Origin of the sequence: Sorangium sp. So ce385, from assembly GCF_051474135.1 — a bacterium.
Lineage (GTDB): Bacteria > Myxococcota_A > Polyangia > Polyangiales > Polyangiaceae > Sorangium > Sorangium cellulosum_D.
This window is the reverse complement of the sequence record NZ_CP150337.1, coordinates 7,703,939-7,730,349: the sequence shown is the minus strand read 5'-3', so window position 1 is coordinate 7,730,349 and position 26,411 is coordinate 7,703,939. Positions and strand designations below refer to the sequence as shown.

At 71.7% G+C, this 26,411-nt stretch carries 19 protein-coding genes; 4 read left to right on the top strand and 15 right to left on the bottom strand.

Going from position 1 to position 26,411, the window contains the following annotated elements:
* Window positions 1-10 precede the first annotated feature (10 nt).
* Together WME83_RS28010 and WME83_RS28005 are read left to right on the top strand one after the other, a co-directional pair.
* The gene (locus tag WME83_RS28010; RefSeq protein WP_437312756.1) at window positions 11-1,993 is read left to right on the top strand and encodes a hypothetical protein; all 1,983 of its coding nucleotides are present in this window, start codon (window positions 11-13) and stop codon (window positions 1,991-1,993) included.
* A gap of 138 nt (window positions 1,994-2,131) precedes the next feature.
* Window positions 2,132-2,854, top strand: a complete 723-nt coding sequence (locus WME83_RS28005) for an MBL fold metallo-hydrolase (RefSeq protein ID WP_437312755.1) — start codon at window positions 2,132-2,134, stop codon at window positions 2,852-2,854.
* A 19-nt stretch (window positions 2,855-2,873) separates the two neighbouring features.
* Here the strand turns inward: WME83_RS28005 and WME83_RS28000 are convergent, their stop codons facing one another.
* The 12 genes from WME83_RS28000 to WME83_RS27945 form a co-directional block, all read right to left on the bottom strand.
* Window positions 2,874-3,944: a hypothetical protein gene (locus WME83_RS28000; protein ID WP_437312754.1), complete on the bottom strand. Its 1,071-nt coding sequence runs from the start codon at window positions 3,942-3,944 to the stop codon at window positions 2,874-2,876.
* Between the two features lie 196 nt (window positions 3,945-4,140).
* The gene (locus WME83_RS27995) at window positions 4,141-5,136 is read right to left on the bottom strand and encodes a hypothetical protein (RefSeq protein ID WP_437312753.1); all 996 of its coding nucleotides are present in this window, start codon (window positions 5,134-5,136) and stop codon (window positions 4,141-4,143) included.
* A 294-nt stretch (window positions 5,137-5,430) separates the two neighbouring features.
* Window positions 5,431-6,120, bottom strand: a complete 690-nt coding sequence (locus WME83_RS27990) for a phosphoenolpyruvate--protein phosphotransferase (RefSeq protein WP_437312752.1) — start codon at window positions 6,118-6,120, stop codon at window positions 5,431-5,433.
* Between the two features lie 516 nt (window positions 6,121-6,636).
* The gene (locus WME83_RS27985; protein ID WP_437322051.1) at window positions 6,637-7,896 is read right to left on the bottom strand and encodes a TonB family protein; all 1,260 of its coding nucleotides are present in this window, start codon (window positions 7,894-7,896) and stop codon (window positions 6,637-6,639) included.
* An 8-nt stretch (window positions 7,897-7,904) separates the two neighbouring features.
* Window positions 7,905-8,192: a hypothetical protein gene (locus WME83_RS27980; protein WP_437312751.1), complete on the bottom strand. Its 288-nt coding sequence runs from the start codon at window positions 8,190-8,192 to the stop codon at window positions 7,905-7,907.
* On the bottom strand, window positions 8,189-8,449 hold the full coding sequence (locus WME83_RS27975) for an HNH endonuclease (RefSeq protein ID WP_437312750.1): 261 nt from the start codon (window positions 8,447-8,449) through the stop codon (window positions 8,189-8,191). The genes WME83_RS27980 and WME83_RS27975 overlap by 4 nt, the downstream gene beginning before the upstream one ends.
* A gap of 10 nt (window positions 8,450-8,459) precedes the next feature.
* Window positions 8,460-8,999: an SMI1/KNR4 family protein gene (locus tag WME83_RS27970; protein ID WP_437322050.1), complete on the bottom strand. Its 540-nt coding sequence runs from the start codon at window positions 8,997-8,999 to the stop codon at window positions 8,460-8,462.
* 53 nt (window positions 9,000-9,052) lie between these two features.
* Window positions 9,053-15,817: an RHS repeat-associated core domain-containing protein gene (locus WME83_RS27965; protein WP_437312749.1), complete on the bottom strand. Its 6,765-nt coding sequence runs from the start codon at window positions 15,815-15,817 to the stop codon at window positions 9,053-9,055.
* A gap of 156 nt (window positions 15,818-15,973) precedes the next feature.
* A complete protein-coding gene (locus WME83_RS27960; RefSeq protein ID WP_437312748.1) occupies window positions 15,974-16,654 on the bottom strand; it encodes a universal stress protein in 681 nt (226 codons plus the stop codon).
* A gap of 301 nt (window positions 16,655-16,955) precedes the next feature.
* Complete coding sequence (locus tag WME83_RS27955) at window positions 16,956-17,780, bottom strand: SDR family oxidoreductase (protein WP_437312747.1); 825 nt, start codon at window positions 17,778-17,780, stop codon at window positions 16,956-16,958.
* A 68-nt stretch (window positions 17,781-17,848) separates the two neighbouring features.
* Window positions 17,849-17,992: a hypothetical protein gene (locus WME83_RS27950; RefSeq protein ID WP_437312746.1), complete on the bottom strand. Its 144-nt coding sequence runs from the start codon at window positions 17,990-17,992 to the stop codon at window positions 17,849-17,851.
* Window positions 17,989-18,255: a hypothetical protein gene (locus WME83_RS27945; protein WP_437312745.1), complete on the bottom strand. Its 267-nt coding sequence runs from the start codon at window positions 18,253-18,255 to the stop codon at window positions 17,989-17,991. Before WME83_RS27945 ends, WME83_RS27950 begins: the two co-directional genes overlap by 4 nt.
* A gap of 446 nt (window positions 18,256-18,701) precedes the next feature.
* On the opposite strand from WME83_RS27945, the gene WME83_RS27940 reads away from it, so the two are divergent.
* Complete coding sequence (locus WME83_RS27940) at window positions 18,702-22,577, top strand: serine/threonine-protein kinase (RefSeq protein WP_437312744.1); 3,876 nt, start codon at window positions 18,702-18,704, stop codon at window positions 22,575-22,577.
* A 51-nt stretch (window positions 22,578-22,628) separates the two neighbouring features.
* Entirely contained in the window at window positions 22,629-24,461 is a 1,833-nt protein-coding gene (locus WME83_RS27935; protein ID WP_437312743.1) for a DUF6178 family protein, read from the top strand.
* 49 nt (window positions 24,462-24,510) lie between these two features.
* On the opposite strand, the gene WME83_RS27930 is transcribed toward WME83_RS27935, so the two are convergent.
* From WME83_RS27930 to WME83_RS27920, 3 genes are all read right to left on the bottom strand, one after another.
* Complete coding sequence (locus WME83_RS27930; RefSeq protein WP_437312742.1) at window positions 24,511-25,455, bottom strand: hypothetical protein; 945 nt, start codon at window positions 25,453-25,455, stop codon at window positions 24,511-24,513.
* 250 nt (window positions 25,456-25,705) lie between these two features.
* A complete protein-coding gene (locus WME83_RS27925; RefSeq protein WP_437312741.1) occupies window positions 25,706-25,879 on the bottom strand; it encodes a MopE-related protein in 174 nt (57 codons plus the stop codon).
* Window positions 25,876-26,367, bottom strand: coding sequence for a polymorphic toxin-type HINT domain-containing protein (locus tag WME83_RS27920; protein ID WP_437312740.1), 492 nt, complete (start codon window positions 26,365-26,367; stop codon window positions 25,876-25,878). The genes WME83_RS27925 and WME83_RS27920 overlap by 4 nt, the downstream gene beginning before the upstream one ends.
* Window positions 26,368-26,411: the final 44 nt, after the last annotated feature.

Sequence of the window (26,411 nt, the reverse complement as noted above, 5' to 3'; positions counted from 1 at the left end):
CAGCCTGATCTTGCGCTCTCGAAGCGCGTCTCCCGCCGCCGTGACGCGGCGGTGGGCGCGCCGCGCCGCGCTGTTTGCGCTCGCGCTTCCCACGATCTCCTGCGCGGCGGGTGATCCGATGGAGGGCGAGCCGGACGGCGTCGCCGAGGCGGTCGGCGCAGACGCTCAGGCGCTCACGTTCGCGATCGATCCCCGCAAGTCCCTCGTCGTCACGGATACGGACATCGTGTCTGCGTTCACGTTGGAGGACGTGCTGCAGCAGCTCGTCGACCAGGCCGACGTCCCGGGCCTCACGCCGCTGCAGGTGTTTCGTCAGATGTTCGACACGTACCGGAAGGCCGGCGAGGGGCTCGCCCTCGGCCCGCACTGCGACGATGTCGTGCTCTCCAACCCTCCTCCGCCGACGCAGGGCATCTTCACCGAGGGCTTCGACGGGTCGATCAACGGCTTCCCGGTGATCTGCAGCCGGGCCGTCGGCCAAGAGGCGAACACCGACCCGTTCGCGGGGCTGCCGGGCGAGTCGCTCTACATGGCCACGACGCTCGTGAACCGCTTCGATCTCGCGGACCCGCTGGGGTCCGATTGCGGCGAGCACCGCATCGTGTTCGCGCGGCGGGGAGGGCACGCCCAGACGAACGGCGGAATGCGCAACTTCATCATCTTCGAGTCCAGGCTGCCCAACCCGACCCCCAGCCTCGGCCGCGAGGGCTGCCGCCCCGTCGTCGAGTTCTGGCACGGGCTGTCGGATCCCGCGAAGAGCGTGGAGGCCCGGACGGCCGCGCTGCTGGACTTCTATTTCGACGGCCTCCCCGGGTTCTCGCCCGTCATCCACATCGACCGGTTCAGCGCCGGCGGCGGGCAGATCCGCGTCAACGACTTCCTGCGGCCTCCCCCCTTCGCGCAGGACGACTGGGCGCTCCGGGAGTTCAAGCTCTCGCGCGACTGCACCGGCAGCGCCTGCCAGCTGCTCGTGGTGCCGCAGCACGTCGACGACAACCCGTCTGCGCTGCTCTTCGACCCCGCCTCGACCGACCCTCGCGCGGCGAGCTTCCGGTCGTGGTTCGTCGACAACGCGGTGGCGGCGCTCGCCTCGTCGGGCGACTTCAACCGGTTCGACTATCCGACGCTCGTGCCGGCCTCCTTCGGCGCCGGGGAAGCCCTCCTGATCACCGAGCAGAACAACTACCGGAACGCCGTCGGCAGCGGCCCCTCGGCCTTCAGGACCGCCATCCAGCAGAAGCTCACCGCCGTGGGCAGCCCGCTCTCGCCCGACCAGCTCCTCGCGCGCGCCCAGTCCATCTCGTGCTCGGGGTGCCACCTGGTCAAGAGCCAGGGCAGCGGCGCGAACAACGACGTCGGCCTCTCCTCGCCGATCCCCGACAACACCTTTTTCTTCACCCACACCTCCGAGCAGACGGAGGATATCCCCGGCGAGCCCGGCAGGACGCGCTTCCAGATCTCGAACCTGCTCGCCGAGGAGTTCATCCCGTTCCGCCAGCAGGTGATGAACGACTTCCTCTTCGGCAATCCGGTCCTCGGGTTCGAGCGGTCCGGCCTGTGGACGTCGCAGCAGGCGCCGCTCTCGTTCGCCACGGGCTGGGTGACCGAGGGGATCCGGTCGCTCCGGGTCGGGACGCCGAACGCGTGGAGCCAGATCAAGAGCGCGCCGTTCAGCACGGCGGGCATGACGCCGGTGGGCAACACGCTGCGCCTCGACTTCTTCACGTCGGCGGTCCAGCCCAATCCGTCGTGGGTCGGAACCCTTGTCGCGCTGATCTCGATCCCTTCCAAGGGCATCCACAACCAGTTCGTCGGGTCGGCCGGCCTCACCCCCCTCCCCAGGAACGCGTTCTCGCCCATCACGTTCACGCTCGCCGCGCCCACCGTGGCCGCGCTGGACGCGTCGCCGAGCGACGTGTCGATCACGCTCGAGCTCTCCGTGAACCCCGGCTCGGGGCCCTACTACCTGGACAACCTCCGCTTCACGAACTGACCGCGGCCGTCGCGGCGCGCCGCCTCCGGCGGCGGCGCTCCGCGGGCGTGGCGCTTCCCGCGAGCGGCTCGCCCTGATACGGTGGCCGCTCACGAGGGAGCGCGCGGAACGGCGCCTCTCGCGCGAGAGGAGGAGCGGATGGCGGACTCACCGAGCGAGGCTCGGGTCACCGAGGTGGCCGATGGCATTTACCAGCTCCACACCCCGGTGGGGGAGGGCAAAGCTGCGTTCTCGTTCAACCAGTATCTCCTGGTCGACGACGCGCCGCTGCTCTTCCACACCGGCCCGCGCCGCCTCTTCCCCGCGGTGCGCGCGGCGATCGCGCGGGTGATGCCGGTCGAGCGGCTGCGCTACGTGGCGTTCTCCCACTGCGAGTCGGACGAGTGCGGCGCCATGAACGAGCTGCTCGACGCGGCCCCGCAGGCGGCGCCGGTGTGCGGGCGGATCGCCGCGATGGTCGACGGGGACATGTTCGACCGCGCGCCGCGGGCGCTCAAGGACGGCGAGGTCCTCGAGCTCGGCCGGCGCCGGGTGCGCTGGCTCGACGCGCCCCACCTGCCGCACGGCTGGGAGTGCGGCTACCTGTTCGAGGAGTCCACCGCGACGCTGCTCTGCGGCGATCTCTTCACGCAGCCGGGCGCCGACCACCCGGCGCTCACGCGCGACGACATCCTCGAGCCCAGCGAGGCCATGCGCCGGGCGATGGATTACTACGCGCACGGCCCCGACGCGCCCCGGCTCCTCGAGAAGCTCGCGGCCACGTCGCCTCGCCTGCTCGCCTGCATGCATGGCCGGGCGTACGAGGGCGACGGGGCCGCGCTGCTGCGCGCGCTGTCGCGGGCGCTCGACGCGGCGACCTGAGCGGCGCTCGGAGGCGCCCTCAACCGGGGCACGGCCCCGCGCATCCCTCGCCCCCGCAGTCGACGCCCGTCTCGTCGCCGTTCTTCACGCCGTCGCTGCAGGTGGGCGCCTCGCAGGCGCCGCTCCAGCACACGCCGCTCGTGCAGTCCGCGCCGGTCCTGCAGCCCCGGCCCGGCGGGCAGCGCGGGCACGACGTCGTACCGCAGTCGACGCCGCTCTCGTCGCCGTTCTTCACGCCGTCGCTGCACGTCGGGATCATGCAGCTGCCGTTCGTGCACACGCCGCTCACGCAGTCGGTGGCGGCGCCGCAGCGCTCGCTCGGCGGGCACGGCCGGCACGGGCCGCCGCAGTCGAAGCCGGTCTCCCCGCGCCCCGCGTCTCTCGCGCCGTTCTCGCAGTGCGGTGGTACGCACCACACGCCGTAGCACACCAACCCGGAGGCACACTGCAGCGCGGGATCTTCAGCAAAGCACTGCACGCACGCGCCTTCATGGCATCGCCCCGCACCCGAGGCCGGACAGGTCACATCCTCGAGAATGAGATGCCGCGGCTCGTCGACCTCGCAGATGTCGAGGGTGCACTGGTTGCCGTCATCGTAGACGTCATAGGCCGGCACGCTGACCACGCGCCCTTCGGCCGTGCACTCCTCGTCCTTGCAGTCGCCGCGGAGCTGCGACGCGATCGGGCCGCGCCATATCTCCACCTCGCACGCGCCGTCCACGCACCGCCCCACACCGCAGCGCGGATCGGGCGGGCCGGCGCACTCCGCGTCGCCCTCGCAGCCCCCGGGCGGCACGGGCACCCCGGAGCACTCCGCCGTGTTCTCCGCGCACTCGTCGCAGCGACGGCACGCGAGGAAGCAGTCCGGCTCCTCCTCGCCGGGCGGGCAGCAGATGACCTTCCCCGGCTCGCCGCACTCGCAGTGTCCGTCGAGGCAGACGGTCCCCGGCACGTTCTGGTCGTCCGACTGACAATGGTCCGTGGTCGCGCAGGTTCCACCCTGATAGGTGCCCTCACCACAGGCAAAGAACGATGCTGAGCTGATGAGAAAGATGGAAGCTACGGCGCAATGCGCGATGGGCCTACCCATGCGTCAGTCCTCCGGCACGAGGCTGCGGCGGTGACATCCAGGCGGCCCCAATCCGCCGGGGTGTCGTCTGCCAGGTCGTCTCAGGCGCGCAGTATGCCGCGCTCGACCCGCGCGCGTCACGCAAGTTTTCGCCAGATTGCCGCGCGGGCGCGGCGGCTCTCGGTCCGATCGGCGCACCGCCGAGCGAGAGATCCGATCAAAAGGTGCTGGCCAGCGTGAGTCCACCCGCGTTTACCGAGATCTCTGCCGGGCCGCGCGGATAAAAGATGTAGCCGAGCGTGGCAGCCAGCGCGGCGCCGCCCGTGATGAGGCCGGCGATGCCCACGCCCCGGTAGGCGCGCGCGTCGTCGTAGGCCGAGGCCGACTCCTGGCACATCGGCCGGGTGAGCCGGAAACAACGGTTTGGCCCCGCGGCGCGCGCGGCGGCGTGGCCTGCCTCGTCCTTCTTCCCCGCGCCGACGAGCATCACGCCGCCGATCGCCGCCAGCGTGGCGGAGAGCCCGAAGCCGCCGGCGACGAGGTCCGGCCGCGGTCGGGGCGAAGGCGGGGCCGGGCTCACGGGCGCGGCGCGCGGGCCTGCGGGCGGGGCGGGGAGGGCCGCGGAGGGGGCGGGAGGAGCGGCGGGCCGGGCGGGGAGGGTGAGCACCACCTCCCGCGCCTCGCCGCGCGGCACGTCGACCTCGGCCGTCGCGATGCCACCGTTCAGCACGGCGCGCACCAGGTGGCGCCCGGGGGCGACGGGGACGGGCTTGCCGCCGTCGAGCTCGGCGGGCGCGCCGTCGATCGTGATCCGCGCGCCCGCGGGCGCCATCACGTGCAGCTCGCCGGTGAGCTGGCGCGCGCGGGCGAGGTCGCTGAGCCGGGATTCGTAGAGCGCGCGCTCCTCGGGGGTCCGCGGGGCGCGCATGATCTCCTTGCAGATCGACAGCCAGCGCACGGCGGCCGGCGCGTCGCCGAGGCGGAGCGACAGCGCCCCGATGTTGCAGGCGGCGACCTGGGAGCGATGGAGCCGAAAGACCGCCATCCACAGATCGCGCGAGTCGGCGAGCCGGTCCTCGCGGGCGGCGGCGTTCGCCTGCGCCATGAGCCGGGCGACCGCCTCCGGCGGCGCCTCGGCGCGGCCCTCCGCGGCGGCGGACAGCAGGGCCATGCACAGCGGGAGTGCGATGCTGGGGCGGGTGTTCCTGCGCACGGGTGCGGATCTCCTTGGGCGAGCCTCGGACCGGACTGAGCGCGCCCGAGCCAGGCCTGCGGGCGACAGCCGCACGTACCAGAGCAGGGCTGTCGGTGGAAGGCCTGGGAGGCGCCGGGATGCGCGAATGACAGTGCTGGTCGGACGCATCGTGAGACGCATTCCGGCGGCGCGAGGAAAATTCTCGGCCGCAGACGTACGTATCCTGACGATCTCGTCAGCGCCTGTCTCGATGCTTGCTTGTGCGGGTCGGGATATCGATGGCGCGCAGGGGCTGTGGGGCGCGGCGAGCGTTCAGATCGGCTCGGGCTCGGGCTCTGCCTGCGCCTTTCTCTTGGCGCTGGCCGTGCGGGCGCGCTGCTCGGCGCGGCGCACCTCATCGGCCGCGTCTTCGTACGGCGAGAGCAGCCGGTCGCGGAGGAGCGCGTGCGTCTCGTCCCTGTCGTCGTCGTACTCGGCGTGTACGTGGACCATGAGCGTGCCGTAGGCCTCGTGCCACGCCTCCACGGCCTTGATCGCCGGATCCGCGCTCTTCGCCTCGGTGACGCCGAGCTTCTGGCCGTACAGGTCGGTCCAGCGCCGTAGGCGGCCTGCTTCGGCCGAGAGCCCGAGCCGCTCCACCGCCGCCTTCACGTCCTTGCGCTCGAGCGCCTTGATCATCGCGCTCATGCGCACCCATTGCTGGGAGTAGACGAGACGGACGAAATCGATGCCTGACGAGAGCACCTCGGAGCGCACGAGCAGGGCGTCGCTGCGGCGCGCCGCCTCGTCCTCCGAGAGCGGCAGGATGCCGTCGTGATCGAACGCGCGCTCGACGCTATCGAGGACGCTGTTGAATGCGCCGATGCACCGGTCGGCGCCGCGGTCGATCTCGGTCATCGTGGCGTCGGTGCTCCCGAGCGCCTCGATGGCCCCGGTGGCCGCGAGGACGGAGTGGACCGCCGCGTCGACCTTGGCAGACAGCTTGATCTTCTTCGACTTCAACGCCTCCCGGTGAGCGGCGAGCTTGGTTCCTGCAATGATACACCCGCTCGGCGTGAGCCGGCGGGCGAGAAATGCGGAGTTGGCCATAAGGCCGAGGTAACGCGGCCTCTGTGCATCGACAAGCGCTCAGCAGGTATCCGGCGGGGCGCCGCGCGTCGAGGTGAGGCGGGGCGCGTCCCCCCACGCGGCGCTGCAAGTTTCGGCGCGTCCCCCCACGCGGCGCTGCAAGTTTCGGCGCGTCCCCCCACGCGGCGCTGCAAGTTTCGGCGCGTCCCCCCACGCGGCGCTGCAAGTTCTGGCGCGTCCCCCCACGCGGGCGTGGTCAGGGTTGCTCGTACAGCTGGACTGGATGAATCCTGCCCGCACGCGGCTGAGGCCCTGCGACGATGCCAGCCAGGGTTGGCCTGCCCGTGGCGCGCCGGGGCTCCGCTGGGCCGCTCGTCATCGCGCCGCACGACGCGGCTGGGCGCCGGCTCTCCGTGCGAGAGGCGGGGGATTCGTCTGTGGTCAGGGCCGCTACCTGATGAAATTAACGGTGATTGGCGGCGTCCAGGCAGCAACCGGTGCTCCAGAGCTGGCTTTCGCTGGTATGTAGCGTCGACCCATGGCGCACTGGGCTGCGGCCGACCCGAAGCCGTACCCGGAGTCGTGCAGGACCTGCGCCCAGCGCGCGGAACCGTCGGGCTCCACATACACCTTGATGACGGCGGTGCCTCTGTCGATGGCGTTCTTGTCTGCCTCCTCGGGAAAAGGACACGCCCACTTTGAGCTACCCGATAGAGGCTGACGCGCTGCTTCCAGTTGCACAGCACCCGGTATGGAGGCCGTCGTGGCCTCGCCTCTGACGAACTGGACGGTGATCGGCGGCGTCGTGGCCACGATCGGTGCTCCAGGTCGGTCCTTTCCTGGGGTGTAATCCTTCCTCATGGCGCACGCGGCTGCGGCCTGCCCAAAACCGTTCCCAGGATCGTGTAGGACCGTTACCGAGCGGGCGGAGCCGTCAATTCCCACGGAAGCCTGGAGGACAACGCTCGCCGTGTCGATGCCGTTTTTGTCTGCCTCGTCTGGGAACGGACAGGCCCACCTGAAACGAGTCGATGGAGGCCGGCGGGCTGCACCTTGTTGCGCGGCACCTGCCATGGGAGCGGAGCGGTCTTGGCCGGTCAGGTGGCCGGGGACGGGCTGCTGGCCGGCGGCGGCCGCGGCAGGTGCGCTGGCGAGCATGAACGGCCGTGCGTTGAAGGTCGCGCATGCCTGGTACGGATCGGTGTGAAACATCCAGTGGAGATAGACCTTGCCGCCCGGGGACACGAGCAGCTGCGGCGGCGCATCGAACGGGGCCGCGCGCCGCACCGCCTCAAGCGCGACCACGTCGAAGGCGACGGAGCCACTCGAGCTGGCGACGCCCAGCCGGGCCAGGCGCCCATCCCCCTGGTTCACGGCGATCTCGAGCAGCACGGCCATGTCCGCCTCGCCGCGGAGCTCCGGGTACGCCTCGCGCGCAGCTGCCAGCTCCTCCTCGTATACGGAATGGATGCGCTCGTGCATGGAGTTGATGTAGAGGGCGAAGGGGACGTGGCGGATCTTGCCGAGCGCGGCGAGGTTCCCGGCCCGGACCTCGGGGACGTACGCGTCGGAGAGCGCCTGCGCGGAGCGCCATGGCTCGATGTTCTGCCGGTGACGGATGGCGGTGGGCGTCGCGGACGGTGGAATTTCGGAACCGCAGGCTGTGAGCAGCAGGAACGTCGCCAGCTTGAGTGAGGGCCGGAACGTCATCTGCAACCTCACGCATCGTAGATGGCGTAGTGAATTAGCCGTTCGCACTGCTCTTGTGTCGATATCGGGCGACCCTCCTGTGCAAGCCAATCTTCAAGGAACTCCTTCGCGATGAACACTTCGATCAAATACTCGGCTCCGCATAGCTCGGCTTCCGCTGGTCGACCACCTTCCGCCGGTTCTTGTGCCAATATGGTATTTGAGTTGCATGTCCACGGCTTCGAAGCGTAAATGGTTGTATTGTTGTCGTAGGTGAAAATGTTGGCTACTACATCGATTAGCTTCGTCGGTTTCATTGTTCTCCCCAGATGAACCAGCTACCACGGCCGTTCGGGTGAAGCGCGTTCCAGTGCGGGCTTCCTGGCGTGTGCTGGGAGCGAGGAACAAGGCGCATCACCCCTGGCTCCAGCTCGTGGTGCCACGTCCACCCAGCTGGCCGCGTCCTAGGCGCGACTCCGGTAGCTGTGCGCTTAGCTGTGCGCTCCAACGTTGAATCCAGACTGCGCAATTGGAATGGTCGAGCGGCTGCACGCGTTGTATGTAGTTTGAGCATTGTGGGCTGTTTAGCTGGCCCGCCCACGGTAGGGCGTGCCAATGGGACGGCTTCGAAGTCTTGCGGTCATCGGTCTCTTGGTGAACGGGTTGATTCCTGAGTGTTCCTCGAACGTGAACAGCTTCTCGGCGAGTGAAATGCCATTGGCCCAGTCGCTCATCCAATCATGGAGGGACATGCCGGTGTCCGTGAGGCCGGCTTCATCGAGCATCAGAACTTGTCCGGTATCTTCGTCTACACACGACCACACGCCTCCTCCCCAATCGCAGAGAGGGACTATCTGCACAGGTACTCCAGCACCTGCATGATCTGCGAAGAGCTGTTCGCGGAGCTCCACGACTGACCGGCCGTCGTCATCGACTTTACCTCCCGGCAGGCCGATTAGACCATCAGCTGGGCCGAATCCGCCGTTCCCTATTTCTTGGAGCAGTCTTCGGTGCAGGGGATGGAGCTTACACTTCAGTGTCCGCTCGGCTTGGTCCACTTGCTGCGGTGTGGCAGGCGGAGCCAGCTCAGATACCCCTCGGTCCGGCGAGTCGGTCCGAGTCATCGGATCTGTTGCTCGCTTCGCGACTGCTCTGATGAGTGTGTTTTCTTCCATAGCTAGAACTCGAACGTGTGCTTCCCGGTGACGCGACCTCCGAGGCCTTGGATGAACTCAGTGCATCCACCAGGTCCCGTGCAAATGGCACTGGTAGTCACGCCGCGCGTCGGCGTCAGGCCGAGCCTGCCGGCCCCGAAAATCGCGGTTGGCTCCGCATGAACTCCTGGCATTGGCGGTGCCGGAGTCAAGCCGAGCTTCTGAGCCGCAGCGATTTGGGCGGCAGAGAGATCGCTTGCACCTCCAGCAACCAGCGTCGGTCCTTCGGCCGTTTCGACGAGCGCAACCGTTCGCCTGAAGTTCATAGGCATACGCTCGACATTCGCAATGTGCTGAGCGAGCTCGCGAGTGGCGCCTGCCCCTCTCGCGGTCCCCGCCGCAACCGTCGCCTCATCGGTCGCCGCTCCCAGCCCCCTCCCCATCCCGAAGACGGTGGCCGCCGCGAGGATCATCGCCTTGGTCCCCGCCGCGCCCGCTTCCCGGTAGTCGCCTCCGTCGATCGCGAGGGCCGTGTCCGCGGCGCCCAGCCCGATATGGTAGAGCGGGTTCACGGCGTTGAGCGCGCCGAAGATCCCGTCCTGCTCGTAGCCCGCCCAGATTGCGCCGCCGAGCTCGTAGCCGCCGTACATCCCGAACGTCAGCGCGTTCAGCACCAGCGACCGTGCGATGCCGAGACCGAGGTCGCGCGTGCCCTCCGCGGCACCCAGCAAGGCCTGGCTGACGAGGGTGCCCGGGCCGGCGGCGCCTGCGTGCTCCGGCGAGGCGGTCACCAAGTACGACGCGAAGCCCGACGAGGTTCCGGTCGTGCCCACATCGACAGGCGCCGTCATCGCTCCGACGTCCGCGCCCGCGGTGTCGGCGTCGGCGCCTGCGTCTACCCACACCACCCAATCCGGAGGCGCGACGATCTCTACCTCGATCGGTGGCAGGCCGAGCGCTTCTGAATCGAGCACCCCGGTCAGCGGCTGCGCCGCGGGATCGTGAGCTTCCGGCGATACCCCCTGAAACCCGCTCGGATCCACGTGGTTGAGCGGGTCGTTGCGCACGTAGCTGTACGGGTTCCAGCTCTGACCCGAGAGCGGCGCTTGCACGATCGGATCGGTCGTCAAGAACCGCCCGAGCCTCGGATCGTAGATGCGGCCCTTCATGTTGACGAGCCCGAGCTCGTCATCGCCCTCGTGCCCGGTGAAGCCCCGCGTCGTCTCGCTGGAGAACGACGCCGGCGTGGTCTCTCCCCACACCGGGTTTCTGCGCTGGCCGAACGGATCATAGCTCCGCCGCTCGAACACGTCGCCATCCTCGTCCGTGATCGCATCGACCGAGCCGAGGTGATCGACGTGCACATACCGGGTGCCCGGCTCTTGCCCGCCGCGGGTCACGATCGCCACCACCCGCTCCGGCGAGCGCACGTAGTACCGGTGCTCGGCCCTGCCTGTAGCCGCGTCGGTAACCCGCTCGACCAGGTCGCCGAAGTAGATCGTCTCTTCGTCCGGCGTGGTCTTGCGGATCCGCTGCTGGTCGCCGTCGTAGCCGAACGAGACGGTCCTCGCGCCCTGCGTGATCTCCCTCGGCAGATCGAACGGCGTGTAGCGCACCCGCACCCCGCCCGGGCGCGCGATCTGGTTGCCCACGGCGTCGTAGCCGAAGCTGTCCGCGCCCGCGCCGGTGACGGCGTGCGGGTGCAGCGGGTCGTCGTACGAGAGCGTCCCAGCGTCCGGCGTGAAGGTGAGGTTTCCGTTCGGGTCGTGGTCGTAGCGGAGCGCGCACGGCGCGGTCGCGCTCTCGACGTCGCTGAAGTACGCGCACGTCAGCCGCTCGAGCGCGTCGTACCGAAAGCGCTCGTTCCGGTGCTGCGGTTGCAGCGCGTCGGTGCGCCGCGTGAGGCTGAGCCGGTCGTCGTAGCCGTAGCCGAGGTCCTGCACCGCCGTCGCGCCGCTGCGGGTGACGACGCCCTTCAGCCGCTGCTTGTCCGCATAGTAGCTCCGCTCGGTGACGGCGCCGTTGCCGAACGCCTCCTCGCGGTAACGGCCGGCGCTGTCCACGTCGGTCAGCCGCCAGTAGGCAGAGCGCGTCGCGCTGTCGCGCACGGCGAGCACGTGGCCGTGCGCGTCGTGGTCGTGGGCCACCACGAACGGCGCCGCGCCGGCCGGGGTGGGGTAGGTGATCGTCTCGACGCGGCCGAGCTCGTCGTAGCCGAGCCTGCTCTTCAGTGCGGCGCGCTCTCCGTGGATACGGAGCGCCATCGTCTCGAGCTTGCCGTGCTCGGTGTAGCCGTACGTCTTGTCCCCGTCGGGGCTCTCCAGCACGTGGAGCTTGCCGATCCCGTGCTCCGCGGTGTCCCAGGTCCAGGTGGTCGTCAGCCGCTCGGCGCCGTCCTCGTCCACGCGCGAGGTGGTGCGCCCGAGGTCGTCGTAGCGAAACGTCGCCTCCCGCCCGAGCGCGTCGGTCGACGAGACCAGCTCGCCGAAGCCGTCGTTGGTGAAGACGGTCGTGCCCCGATCGGGATGGTCGAGCTGCCGCACGCGCCCGAGCGCGTCGCGCGTGGTGCGCGTGATGGCCCCGCCCGGATCGGTGACCGTGTACAGCGCGCCGAACGGGCCATGTTTGTACCGCGTGACCCCCATCGCCGCGTCGGTGACCGTCACCGGTCGTCCCAGCGGATCGTGCTCGACCACGGTCACGTGGCCGAGCGCATCGGTGACCTCGGCCCGCAGGCCGTCGTACGCGGTCTCCACGACCGCGACCCACGGTGTCGTGTGCCGCACCTCGCGGCCTACCGCGTCGTGCGCGTAGACGTCGTAGAGGAGCTCGTCGTCCGGCGTGCCCTCGGTCACCGGCACCGAGCGCCGCGCGACGCGCTCGCCGCGTGCGTCGTACGCGATCTCTTGCATCAAGCGCCGCGGCTCGCCCGTGGCACCGCCCGCGGCGCCTTCCACGGAAGGCCCGTACCAGAACCACCGGATCGGGCGGCCGAGGCTGTCGACTTCGACCGTATCGTCGGCGCCGCCGGCCGTCGTGGTCCGCTGCACCACCCGCCAGGCGTCCCGGTCCGGTCCGCCGTCCTTGGTGCGCGACAGCGCGATCGCCGTCTGCGTGCCGTCGGGCCGTATCTCGAGTCCCAGGCGACCGAAGCCGTCGTGCCGCCACTCGGTCACGAGCCCGTTCGGATCGACCCGCTCGACCAGCACGCCGAGACCCTCATCGAACGTCACGCGCGTGGTGTGGCCGGCGGGGTTGACGTGCGTCTCGGGGAAGAGCCCCTCGGCGTCGTACGCCGTGCTCCACGCCCGGTGATGGCCGAACGCATCGTCGGCCGTCACCCCGGTGACGTTGCCGAAGTCGTCCCGCGCAATCGCGACATCGAGCTTCGTGTCCGGGATGCCCTCGTCGCTGTCGATCGACTCGGTCTCGATCTCGCCGTAGATCGTGGTCGTGCGCGCGAGCAGGCGGCACTGCGAGAGCCCCGCGGCCGCGCTGCATTCCTTCTCGGTCTGGAGCTGACCGAGCACCCACCGATCGGTGTCGTTCTTGAACGTGCGCGTCGTCTCCAGCGTCAGGTCGACGCCGCGGGTCGAGACCTCCTCGGCGCGCACATTGCCGAACGCATCGAAGTCCGTCACCTTCGCCGCCGTGTCGCGCAGGATGGCCGCCCCGCCCCCGGGCTCGCCGCCCGACGCGACCTGCTCGACGTACGCCTCGACGTTGGGCGCCTCGCCGCCGTCGGGCGGATAGACCCCCTGCGCTCGCCGGAGCCGGCGCTCGGTCGGGAGCGTGAAGTAGGTCGCGCCGTCGTTCGTCGGCACCATCTCCCGCGTCACATCGAGGAACGAGAGCTCGATCTGCTCCGGCCTGGGCTGGTCCGGCAACCCCGGAGCCCAGCGCCACTCTTGCTTCACCTGCCCCGCGAACGGAAAGACCTCGAGCTCCTCGTCGAACGTGACGTTGTCGTACCGCTCGGCCGTCGCGGCGCCGGTGTCGACCTCGACGACCACGCGCTCCCCGAACCCGAGAAACCCCCGCCCGAGCCGGTGGTAGCGCCCGTCGCGATAGCGCACCTCGAAGCGCCGCGGCCGGTCCGCACCGTTGTTGAGCGCGTAGCCGCGGACGACCCGCCGCGGCCCCACCGCGCAGCGGCGCGGATAATCGCAAGCGTTCGCCGCGTCGTCCCGCGACACGTAGAGCATGCTCTCCCGCTCCGGAGCTCCCGCGGCGGCGCCGTCCGTGATCGAGGCGTCGGTGAGATGGCCATACGCGACGCTCACGTTCGGCACGAAGCCCGCCTCGCTCGGTTCGTGCGCGTTCATCCCATCCGAGACCGCGACGAGGAGATCCCGATCGGCCGCGAGGTTCTGGAAGACGTTGAACACGCCCCCGAGCGGCAACACCACGTCCTGCGCCCCGTCGCCGTCGACGTCCCCGATGCGCGGCCCGTGCGGCTCGGCCAGCGTGACGGCCTCGCCGACCGCCGCCTCGAACGGGATCCCCGGGTCGACGAGCGCGAACGTCGGCCCGTCGCGCGCGCCGGTGGCCTGGAGGATCGCCCAGGAGGGCAGCGCGAGCGATGAGCCCGGCAGCATGCCCGGCGGCACCGGCATGAGCAGATCCTGCAAGCCGTCGCCGTCGTAGTCCAGCGGCGCCGCCAGCCGGAAGAACGCGTCCTGCGCGCCGAGGCTCTCGAGGACGCCCGCCGGGCCGAGGCTCTCGACCGCCGGCGCGTCGAAGGTCGGCCCCGTATTGAGGATCGTGCGGAGCCCGCCGTGGCTGAAGCCCGATTGCACCGCGTCGGGCAAGCCGTCGCCGTTCACATCGAGGAACACGGTGCGGCCGCCGCGAGGCGGCTGAGGCAGCTCGGTGTCGAACACCTCCCAGCCCCCGTCGTGTCGCCGGGTGAGCGCCCCGTACGTCGGCGCGGGGAGCATGGTGCCATCGCTGAACGTCAGCACGGTCGCCACGACCAGATCGACCTTGCCGTCGGCATTGAGATCGAGCGTCTGTATCTCCATGTCGCACGGAAACCCGTTGAGCGGCTCCAGCGACTCCCCGGTGACGTCGAACCCCGCCGGCGTCCCGCCGCGCTCCGGCTTCCAGCGGTGAACGGTCCACGTCGCCTCAAGCGGGTTCTGGGTCAACGTGCGGCTGTGGTCGTCGCACTGGATCAGGTCGGGTACGCCGTCGCCGTCCACGTCCGCGAGGTGCACGGCGCCCTCGGGCAGGCGCAATCCGGGAGGCGCGGGACGGACGCCGAGCGGAAAGGGCCTCCGGATGCCCGTGTCGTGGACCTCGAACGTCAGGTCCGGCTGGGTCAGGAGGACAAGCCAGGTGTTGCCGGTGTCATGGACATCGTGAAGAAAGACGTCTGTCCGGCCATCCTGGTTGAAATCCAGGGCCGTCCCGAGCTCCGGCTGAAGGAGCTCGGGATCCGAGGGCCCGTGTGGGTTGGCGATCACGGCCCAGTCCTCGAGGAGCGCCAGCGTCGCGGGTGCGAAGGGGGCCGCGGAACCGCTCGCCCCGCGATTGCGCGCGGCGAGCCAGCCGGTGATCGGGTTCTCTGGCGTGCTGAGCCCGGCGACAACGTCCGGGACCACGAGATCGTCGAGCGCGTCGCCGTCGATGTCGAACAGCATCGGGCTCGCCCTCCGGGAGGTCGGCGCGGCGACGTCCGTCGCGATCCTCCGGAACCCCGCCTCGCCGCGGCTGTACTGAAACCGCGTCGGCGGCTTGCACACCCCATCGCCCGCGCACTCCTCAACCTCGGTCAGGAGCGTCCGTTTCGTCGCCTCGCTGACCTCGTACGTGAACCCGTAGCGCCGCACCAGTGCGTCGTCCGCGCCGAGCATCTGGATCTCGTCGAGCCGCAAGGAGCGCTGGAGCGCCATGCCGCCTGCGTAGCGCGTGCGGACCTCGCCCGGCGCCTTCGTCGCGTACACGAACCGCACCGCCCGCGACGGCGCGAGCGCCGGCTCGCCCTCAAAGCTCGTGTAGCGGATCTCGTCGATCGCGTACTCCGCGGTGAAGCCCTCCTCGGCGTCCGCAGAGCAGTACGCATACGTCATGGCATTGCCGCGGCCGTCGCGCGCCTTGGTCGCGAGCCACGCGCGCGCGGCGCCGCCCCGAGCGAGCGGCTTGCCGCTGTCGCTCTTGCCGTACTCGATCACGAGCCCGGACGGCATCATCGCCTCGAAGAAGAGCGCCTCCGCGGGCGCGTCCCCTTCCGCGGCGTAGTGCCCGACCACCTTGACCATCGTGTCGGGGAACGTCCGGTACTCGACCGTCCCCGCCGCCCGCCCCACGGCGACAAGCCGCTTGTCGTCGAGGCAGAGCGCATCCTCGGCGTCGTACCGGACGCCCCGGATCTCCCCGTCCTGCGTCAGGTTCTTCGGACACCGCGTGATCGCGGACAGCCCGGCAATGGAGAACCCCGCCCCGAGGACGCCCTCGCCGGCGCTGCTGTCGTACTGGAGCGCGAGCCGGGGCGCCACGCCTGCCCGCCCCGGGACGGCGGTCAAAGGCATCACGTATACGGCCTCTCCGTTGCTCGTGACCGAGAACGTCCCGGCCATCGCGCCTGCGGCGACGGTCTTCACCCCCGGCGCGCGGCCGGCCGTCGGCGGAGCGCCCGGGTCGCGCGTCCGGCAGGCGATGATGCCGTGAGGACGAATCGGCGGGAGCTCGGGGCTGCACGAGCACCCCGCCTGCGCGAGCACGCAGCTCACGAACATGAAGAGCGGGATCAACGCACGCAAAGCACGTTGCGGAACCGGCGCCATCGCGAACCTCCGTCGCCCGGAGGGGGGCATGGGCGGCAGTTCGCGTCAAGCGCACGCCGGAGCGCTGAAGGAGCTTCCCACAAGCGTTCGTGTCGAGCGCCAGCCGAGGCGACGGAGGAGCTTCCCACAACGAGGAGAAGCTCCCCGCTGGCAACGTCAGGTCGAGAACCCCCAGGGCCTCACCGCGCGGCGCACCGTCCTCGTCGTCTCGGCGCCCGAGTAGACATGGGCGTGGACATGCCCCTGGTGGCGCGCGCACCACAGGCTCGCTCCGCCGGTCCGGTTGCGCTCCGCGAGGCAGTCGGGGCAGGGCGGCTCGATCTCCGGAATACGCCACGAGTCGTCGTGGTGCTTGTCCCGCACCACGCACACGGGACACCCCGCGGTCCGCACCACGCGCTCGGCGACCGAGCCGAGCAGCACGCGCTTCACGCCGGTGCGCCCGTGCGTCCCCATCACGATGAGATCCGCGTCGACGTGCGCCGCGAGCCAGACGATCTCCCGGGCCGGATCGCCCGTGAGCAGGTGCGTGACCACGCGCTCGACGTGCGGGGTCCGCGGCGGCACGGCGAACTCGTTGACGACGCTCGTCGCGAGCTCCTGGAGCCGGGCCGCGGCGTCGGCCGCGCTCGAGGTCTTGGCGAGGCCCTGCAAGCCCAGCATCTCGCGGCCGCTGTCCGCCACCGCCACGACGTGCACCTCGCCGCCGGTATCCTCCGCGTTCGCCAGCCACAGCGCCCGGAGGAGCACGCCCCGGCTCGCCGGCGAGAGATCCACCGCCGCCAGGACGTTGAACGGCCTGGTCGCGGCCGATGTGCTCGAAGGATTCGATTCCATGGCTTCCTCCCGTGAAATGTCCTCGGTTGCTCGCGACCGAGTCGCAACGAGCGTGCCTGTCGCCGCCCCGCGCGCGGTCGCGCTCGGCGCGGCGCGGGAAGAGCCCGGGACGCAGACGATGCGCTTCGCCGCGCACGTGATGCGTGGACGAAAGGAGTGCCGAAGGGGAGTGTCGAAGGGAGCGGCGGCGGCCGAGCCCCCGCGCCGCCGGCCTGGCGCGCTCAGCCAGCGGCCGAGCCCCCCGCCGCCGGCCCGGCGCGCTCAACCGGCGGGCGAGCCCCGCGCCGCCGGCCGGGAGCGCTCAGCCCGCGGCCGGGCCGGCCTTCCGCTGCGCGCTGTCGCAGACCCAGCGGACCACGCCCGGGATCACCCCCTGCGCGATCGCGCTCACCCGCGAGCCGACGTCGGGGTAGATCTCGAACCGCCCGCGCGCCATGCCCTCGGCCATGCTGCGCGCCACCGCGTCCGGCTCCAGCGTCTTCACGTTGCCCGCGATGGCCTTGGTCTCCGCGGGCTTGTACCGGTTCTCGAACGCGAGCTGCGGCGTGTCGGTGTCGGGCGGCATGCACACGCTCACCCGGACGCCGTGCGGCCACATCTCCGCGCGTAGCGCCTGCGAGAAGCCGATCAGCGCGAACTTGCTCGCGGCGTACGGCGTGTAGCCGTAGATGCCGATCACGCCCGCCAGCGACGAGACGTTGAGCACATGGCCGCTCCCGCGCGCCACCATCGCCGGCAGCACCGCCTTGCACAGGTGGACGGCGCCGAAGAAATTCACGTCCATCATGCCGCGGAACTCCTCGACCGGCAGCTCGAGGAAGCGCCCCGGCATCACGGCCCCCGCGTTGTTCACGAGGTGATCGATCGGGCGCTCGGCCAGCAGCGACTCCATGGCGCGCGCGACGTCCTCCGCCCGGCTGACGTCGAGCTCCAGGACGTCGACCCGCGCCGACGGGTGCTCCCGCCGGATGCCCACCGCCGCCTCGTCGAGGAGGGCCCGGCGGCGCGCGACAAGCGTCACCGCCGCGCCGTAGCCCGCCACGAGCCGCGCGAACGACAGGCCGATGCCGCTCGAGCCGCCGGTCACGACGACGCTCTTGCCCTGAAAGTAAGTTCGGGTGTCCATCGACGGCGGAACCTACCCCAGGAGAGCGTCAGGCGCGAGACGCTCGTGCAAGCCCGCGCCAGAACGCCTCAGCGGGCGCGCCGCCGCCCCTTCAGCGCGTCCTTCAGCAGGCTCCCCGCGGCGGCGCCGATCGTCTCGACCACGATGGCCGCCGCCGCCGCCGACACCGCCCTCACCGCCCTCCGCAGGGCTCGCCGCGTCTTCTTCTTCATGACGACTGCGCGAGCTCAACCTCGGGATGAGCCCTCTCCGCAATGCCGTTGGCCAGCCGGGGGACACCCAGCGAGCTCGCCCAGCCCTTCACCCTGCGGGTCACGGTCGTGCCCGCGCCGGCCAGGTAGCCTTTGGCCCTGTCGCCATAGAGCCCGGCCGCGAACGCGGCGGCGAGGCTCGTCACCGCAGCGACCGGCTTGAGGACCTTCCGACCGAGCTTGTTGAGCTTCTTCTTTTGCTTCTTGGACAGCTTCGCCTTCATGCGCTCCAATCCAGCACGCTGCATGCCATGCATTCGAGTCCAGGCAGCCGTAACGAAAGCGATGCTCCGCCGTGACGCGCGCCACGCCGATATGACGTTTTGCCCCGCTGTGGTGAAACTACCCGGTCAACCCCCCGGCGCGCCGCCCCGCCGGGGCGACAGGGCCGCGAGCGCGCGCCGGACGAGCGCGCGGGAGCGAGGGCGCCTCCGGGGAAGTGGCCGGCTCCCGGGATCCGCGCGCGGGAGCACCCGCCCGCACGGCACGGCGCGCGCCGCCCGTGCCCGGGCGCGTTACGTTTGCTACGTTACAGTGTCTGCGGTCGACGCCGCCGACGAGCTGCCGTGCCCGGCCGCTCCGGGCGGACTCGCTGGCGATCGGCGCCGAGTTCGTCTACTCACGTTGTAAGCAAGCTCATGCGAGATCTCAGGTAACACGGGGAGCCGAGATGCGCGTGGGAGACGTCATCGACCGTCGCTTCCGGCTCGAGCGCCTCGCCAGCTCCGGCGGGATGGGCGACGTCTACCGCGCCATCGATCTGGCCGCGAACGAGCCGGTGGCGCTCAAGGTCCTGCAGCGCCGCGGGCTCCAGGAGGCGATCCGGTTCGCGCGCGAGGCCGAGGCGCTCGAGGCGCTCACCGCGCTGCGGCACCCGGGCATCGTGCGCTACGTCGCGCACGGCGCGACCGACACGGGGCAGCCCTACCTCGCCATGGAGTGGCTCGCCGGCGAGACGCTGACCGAGCGCCTCGCCAGGCGGTCGCTCTCCGTCCGCGAGACCCTCGTGCTCGCCTCCCGGGTCGCCTCGACGCTCGGCGTCGTCCACCGCGCCGGCATCGTCCACCGCGACCTCAAGCCGAGCAACCTGCTCCTCGTGGGCGGCGCCGTCGAGGGCGTCACCCTCATCGACTTCGGCGTGGTGCGCCTCGGCGCCATCGACCGGCACCTCACCATGCCGGGCACGATGCTCGGCACCCCGGGCTACATGGCGCCCGAGCAGGCCCGCAGCGAGCCGAACATCGACGCCCGCGCCGACGTCTTCTCGCTCGGCTGCGTGCTCTTCAAGTGCCTCACCGGGCGCTCGGCGTTCCAGGGCGCCGACGGGCTCTCGGTGCTCATCAAGGTCATCCTCGAGGACCCGCCGCGGCTCCGCGAGCTCCGCGGCGACATCCCCGAGGCGCTCGACGACCTCGTCGCGCGCATGCTCGCGAAGCCGCCGAACGAGCGGCCCAAGGACGGCGACGCGGTCGCGGCCGAGCTCCTCGAGCTCGACGACCTCGGCGCGGGCGCCGTGAGCAGCCGCCCGTCGAACACCCTGCGCGGCAGCGAGATCACCACGAACGAGCGCAAGATGATGTGCCTCGTGCTCGCCCGCGACGTTACCGGCGACGCCGAGGCGACGCGCTCCCAGGAGGAGGACCTGGAGCGCAGCAAGGCGCTCATCGCCGTGGCCGAGCGTTACCAGGGCGAGCTCGAGATCCTGGAGTCGCGCTCCCCGCTCATCGTGCTCTCCGCCGGCGGCGCGCCGACCGACCTCGCGGCCCAGGCCGCGCGCTGCGCGCTCGCCCTGAACGCGCTGCTCGGCTGCGTGCCCGTCGCGCTCGTCACCGGCCGCGCCGAGATCTCCTCGCGGCTGCCGGTCGGCGAGCTGATCGACCGCGCCGTCCACCTGCTGCCGCCGGCCCACGCCCCGGCGGGCGCGGACGCCGTCCGCATGGACGAGGTGACGGCGGGGCTGCTCGGCTCCCGGTTCGACATCACCCGCGACAAGGGCGGCCTCCGCCTCCACGGCGAGCGCGAGGCGCTCGCCACGACGCCGCCGCTGCTCGGCAAGCCGACGCCGTGCGTCGGGCGCGACCGCGAGCTCGCCCTGCTCGAGGCCGCGTTCGCGCACTGCGTCGACGAGTCGACGCCGAGCGCCGTGCTCGTGACCGCGCCCGCGGGCGCCGGCAAATCCCGCCTCCGCACCGAGCTGCTCCGCCGCCTCCGCGACCGCGGCGAGGAGATGGAGGTGTGGATCGGGCGCGGCGACCCCATGAGCGCCGGCTCGGCCTTCGGCCTGCTCGCGTCGGCGCTCCGGCGCGCGATCGGCCTGTTCGACGGCGAGCCGATCGAGGCGCGGCAGCACAAGATCCGCGCGCGCGTCGCGCGGCACGGCCGGGGCGAGTCCCCGCGCACCGCGGCGTTCCTGGGGGAGCTCATGGGCGTGCCGTTCCCCGACGGCGACAGCGTGCAGCTCATGGCGGCGCGGCGGAACCCCGTGCTGATGAGCGACCAGATCCGCCTCGCCTGGGAGGAGCTCCTGCGCGCCGAGTGCTCGGCGCGGCCGCTGCTGCTCGTGCTCGAGGACCTGCACTGGGGCGACCTGCCGAGCGTGATGCTCGTCGACTCGGCGCTGCGCAACCTCGGCGACCAGCAGCTGATGGTGCTCGCGCTCGGCCGGCCCGAGGTGCGCGAGCTCTTCCCGAAGCTCTGGGCGGGGCGCGGCGTGCACGAGGTGCAGCTCTCGGGGCTGCCGCGCCGCGCGAGCGAGCGGCTCGTGCGCCAGGTGCTCGGCGAGGACGTCGCGCCCGAGCTGCTCACGATGATCGTCGACCGCGCCGACGGCAACGCGTTCTACCTGGAGGAGCAGCTCCGCGCGGTCGCCGACGGCAAGGGCGCCGACCTGCCCGAGACGGTGCTGGCGATGGTGCAGGCGCGCATCGAGGCGCTCGACATCGAGGCGCGGCGCGTGCTGCGGGCGGCGAGCATCTTCGGGCAGACGTTCTGGCAGGGCGGCGTCTCGGCGCTCGTGGGCGGGGCGCAGGTGGCGCCGAAGCTCGTCGAGCTGGAGCAGCGCGAGGTCATCGCGCGGCGCGGCGAGGGGAGCCTCCCCGGCGAGGTCGAGTACAGCTTCCAGCACGCGATCGTCCGGGAGGCGGCCTACGGGATGCTGACCGAGGGCGATCGGCGGCTCGGGCACCGGCTGGCGGGCGAGTGGCTCTCGCGCGCGGGCGCGGCGGACGCGATGGCGCTCGGCGAGCACTTCGAGCGCGGCGGCGAGCTGTCGCGGGCGGCGGCCGCCTACTGCCGCGCGGCCGAGCAGGCGCTCCGGGCGCAGGACCTCGCCGCCGCCGTCGAGCGCGCCGAGCGCGGGGTCGCGTGCGGCCCGACGGCGCAGACGCTGGGCGCGCTGCGCCTCGTGGAGGCCGAGGCGCACGTCTGGCGCGGGGAGCTCGCGCTCGCGGAGCAGCGCGGCATCGAGGCGGTGGACCGGCTGCCGGCCGGCTCGGCGCCGTGGTTCTCGGCGATCAAGCAGGTGGCGGTCGCCGCGGGCAAGCTCGGCGGCTTCGAGCGGGTGGAGCGCTGGATGGGCGTGGCGCAGGCCGCCGAGGCCGAGGCGGAGGGCGCGCTCGTGGCGAAGCACATGTGCCTCGGCGAGGGCGCGCTCCTGCTCGTGTTCGGGGGGCGCTACGCGTTCGCGGACGCGCTCATCGAGGCGGTCGAGGGCGACGGGACCGACCTCGCGGAGCGGGAGGTCGAGGTGGAGGCGCGGCTGCACGAGGCGCGGTCGATCCGGGCGCTCGTGAACGGCGACCCCGGCGCCTGCCTGAGGGGCCTGTCGTCGGCGCTCGCGGCGTTCGAGCGGGCGGGCGACCGCGGCAACGCCTGCGCGGTCCGCATGAACGTGGGCTACATGCACGCGGAGCTCGGGGACTTCGCGGGCGCGGAGGAGGTGCTGCGCAGCGCCCTCGCGGCCGCGGAGCGGATGGGGCTGCACGAGCTGGCGGCGGCGACGCTGAGCAACCTGGGGCACGTGCTCGGCTACCGGGGGCGCGTCGAGGAGGCGCAGCGGACCGCGCGGGAGGCGATCGCGCTGTCGCAGCGGCTCGGGGATCCGCGCCAGGAGGGGAGCGCGCGGACGTACCTCGCGCGGATCGCGCTGATCGCCCGGGATTACGAGGCGGCGGAGCGGGAGGCGAGGACGGCGGCGGAGATCTTGCAAAGCGCGCCGCCGCTGCGCGCGGCGGCGGTGGCGGCGCGGGCGCGGGCGCTCCTCGGCCTCGGGAGGTACGACGAAGGGCTCTCGGCGGCGGGGGAGGCGTTCTCGATGCTGGAGGGGATCGGGGCGATCGAGGAGGGGGAGTCCGCGGTGCGGCTCGTCTACGCCGAGGCGCTGGCGGCGAACGGGATGGAGGCGGACTGCGCGGCGGTGATCGCGGCGGCGCGGGAGAGGTTGCTGGAGAGGGCGGGGAAGATCAGCGATCCGGTGTGGCGGGAGAGGTTCCTCACCGTGCCGGACAACCAGAAGACGCTCGCGATGGCGGAGCGGTGGGTGGGGTAGGGAAAAGGTCGCGTGCTCGTCGTGGAGCACCGCGAGGGAGGTGACACTCGAATGACGAATGCGTTCGCCAAGTCGACCCGTCCTCGCCACCTGGTGGCGAAGCTCCTCGAGCAGCCGGATCTCGTGCGCCTCGTGCAGGGGCTGGAGGCCCCGGTCCTCACCCGGCTGATCCACCACATCGGCCTGGAGGACGCGGGGGAGATCGTCGCGCTCGCGACGACCGAGCAGCTCAAGGGGATCTTCGACGAGGACCTGTGGCGCAGCGAGCGCCCCGGCAAGGACGAGGCGTTCGACGCGGATCGGTTCGCCCTCTGGATCGAGGTCATGCTCGAGGCGGGCGAGGCGTTCGCGGCGCGGAAGATCGCCGAGCTCGACGAGGATTTCGTCACGATGGCGCTGAGCAAGCACGTCCTCGTGATCGACATCGACGGGCTCAGCGTCCAGATGTCGAGCTCGGAGCGCTCGGACGACGACGATCTCGTGGACAAGGCGCTCGAGAGCTGCCTGTACCAGGAGTTCGAGGAGTTCCGCATCATCGCCAAGGACCACCGGAGCTGGGATCCCATCCTCCAGGTGCTGGTCGAGCTCGACAGGGAGCACCACGCGCTCCTGCGGGCGCTGCTCGAGCGGTGCTGCGCCATCTCCACCGAGGTCATCGAGGAGTCCGGCGGGCTCTACGACGTCCTCACCTCCGAGGAGATGCTGGAGTCCGACGTCGCCGCGGAGCGGGAGGACCGGCGCGAGCAGGAGGGGTTCGTCGCGCCGTCCGCGGCCGTGAGCTTCCTCAACCTGGCGCGGGTCACGCCGCTCGACGAGATCCTCGGGGCCCGGACGTACGATGCTGTGACGCGCGCGCATTTCCGGGCGGCGGCGGCGAAGGCGCGGCCCCCCGCCGCGGCGCCCCGGCGGCCGGCCTCCGGCGTGGAGAGGGGCGGGGAGAAGGGCGCGCCGGCCGCGGAGGACCTCCAGAGCTTCCTCGAGGTGCTGCGCGAGGCGGAGATCGTGCCGCCCGCGGCCGAGGCGCGGCTCCTCACGGGCGGCGCGCGGCGCGAGGGGGAAGAGCTCCTGTTCACGTCGGCGATCCGCGAGGTGATGGCGCGCGACGCGGAGCTCTACGGGAAGCGGCTCCTGGAGCTGAGCTACCTCGTCAACGTCCTCATCTCCGGGTGCAGCCACGACGGCCGCGCGTTCCGGCCGTTCGAGGCGGCCGAGGCCGTGCTCTGCACCTGCAGCCTCGGGCTCGAGCGCCTCCTCGGAGAGCGCGCGGGGCGCAAGAAGCCGGGCTCGGACGAGCTCGCGTCGACGATGACCGAGCACGACGCGGTGAAGATGTTCATGGCCGGGTGGAACCTCCTGCACCACGAGGTGGTGCTCTTCGCCGCCGGCGCGCTCCGGAAAGCGCTGGCCGGGCTGGTCGCCGAACAGCCCGACGCGCAGGCGGCGCGGGAGATCGAGCGCGTGGCCGCCGGGCTCGCGGCGGACGCCGACGCGGGCAAGCCGTGGCGCTCGCGCGGCAAGCTCGATCGGATCGAGCGCGCGCTCGGGGCCGAGGCGACGGCGACCTACCGCGCGCTCCTGGACGAGCTCCCGACGCTGCCCGACGGCGCGGGCGAGGGGGCGCGGGCGACGGGCGCGCAGCGCGCGCGGTTCGTCTCGAGCGCCGCGCAGATCCGGGCCATCCAGGCGATGCTGGCGCGGCCGGAGGGGCGCGGGGCGACGCCGGCCCCGCGCGCGGCCGGCCCTGCTGCGCGCGAGGCGAAGGCCGCCCCGCGCGCGGCCGGCCCTGCTGCGCGCGAGGCGAAGGCCGCCCCGCGCGCGGCCGCCGCCGCTGCGCCCGCGAAGGCGCGCAAGCGCGCGCAGCCCGGCGCGGGCCGCCGGAAGTAGCGGATCGGCCACCGCCGCGCCGCCTCCCGGGCGGGGAGGCGGCGCGCGATCAGCCCTCGCGCGGCGGCGCCTCGGGCAGGCCTGCGTTCTTGCGGAGCGTGGCGATGAGCCGGTCCAGCGCCTCGCGGTAGCCCTTCTGGGCCGCGGCGATGCGCTCCTCCATCGTCGCGTCGATCTCCTTCACCTGGGTCGCGGACGAGTCGAGCATCGCCTTGCTGCGCCCGAGCTCCTCGATGCGCTCGTCCGACGCCTTCTTCTCCTCGTCGGTGCGCCGGCCCGAGGCCTGGAACGCGCGCTCCGCGGCCACGGCCTCGTCGATCGACGCCTTGATCGCCTCGATCTCCTCGAGCATCCGGCGGAGCCGGAGCTTGTGCTCGACCATGTCGATGTGGACGGTGTAGCTCGCGAAGCTCACGGCGTCGGCCTGCCGCTCGAGCGTCGCCGCGTTCTCCTTGCCGAGCGAGGCGCGGTGGCGCTCGATGGTGCGGTGCGCCTCGTTGCGATCGCGGACGTACTTCTCGAGCTGGCGCGCGACGCCCTCCTCGAGCGCGTGCGCGGTGGCGCCGGTGACGTCGGCGTCGCACCCCTTCTGCTTGACGACGTACTGCGCGGCGCCGCTCACCTTGCGGGTGAGCTCCTCCTGGTTCTCGTTGAAGAACTCCATGGCGCCGTTCACGACGCGCAGGCGCTCGACGTAGTCGTAGCTCCGGCCCGCCGCGTCCGCCTGCTCGACGACCTCGACGGCCACCTTCCAGTCCGGCTTCTTGAGCTCGCCCGGGTAGCCCTGGAACTGGCCCGTGGCGCGCTTCGCGAGGTCCTCGCGCTCGCTGAACGACGTGGCCGTGGCCTGGAGCTCGGCCGGGTAACGCTCGGCGTAGCCGCTCTGGTGGGCCGAGGAGGCGATCTCGGGCTCCGGCTTGGGGGCGCTGCAACCGAGCGCGAAGAGGTGGCCGGCCAGGAAGAGCGCGCCGGCGACGAGGCGGGGTCGGTTCATGGGCGCAGGCCTATAGCCCAACTCCGCCCCCGCCGGGCGCGCTCTGCGCAGCCCGCGCAGCGGCTCGGCGCGCCAGAGATGCGATGCGTCATGTGGTGTGGGTCACGCGCGGTCAGGTGTGCGTTCGCCGGCGCTCGCGGGGCAACTCGGGCGATTCGCGCGCTCGACGGGGCGCGACGCACCTGGAGCGACGGACGGAGGGAACGTCGGATCACCGACGGAGCTCGAGCCGCCGAGACGCCAAGAGCGCTCAGCCGCCGGTCCCGCCTGAGCCGCCTGCGCCCTCCGGCCCATCGCCGCACGTGATGCCATCGCAGTTGTCGTCCAAGCCGTCGCCGCACACCGCCTCAGCTCCCGGATGCACCGACGGAAGGTCGTCGCGGAGCCCAGCGCTCGATACCCCTCCTGATCGCAGTCCGATCACGACTTGTTGTGGACCAGCAGTCCCTCGGCAAAGTAATTCCGCTCCGGGCCATCGATCGTCAGGTTGAAGACATCCACCTTGCCGGCCGACGGCGCGGGGCGGTGCGCCGTCACGGAGAGCTCGCGGACGTCGGCCGAGCCGAGCCAGGCCAGGAGCCGAGTCCCTTCGCGCAGCGCGCCCGCCTCGACCCACGCGCCGCACGCGGCGTCGTAGAAGGGGTGCTCGGCGGTCACGCCGGCGACGACCAGCTCCCCCGCGGCGACGTGGAGGACCTCGGTGGCCCGCGCGCGGAGCACCCGCGCCACCCGGCGCACCACCGGCGCGCGCCGCTCGAGGCTCAGGCTGAAGACCTCGTCCCCCACGTCGAGATCCTCGATGCGCCGGAAGCCCCGCGGCGTCACGATCCGCGTGCCGCGCACGAAGCAGCTGTCCGATCCGCACGCCGCCCCCGCCATCCACTGCCCGAGCCCCGCGATAGGCCGCCACATCGCTCTCATCGTCGTCCCTCCTTCAGGACGGCCGGACCCTACCC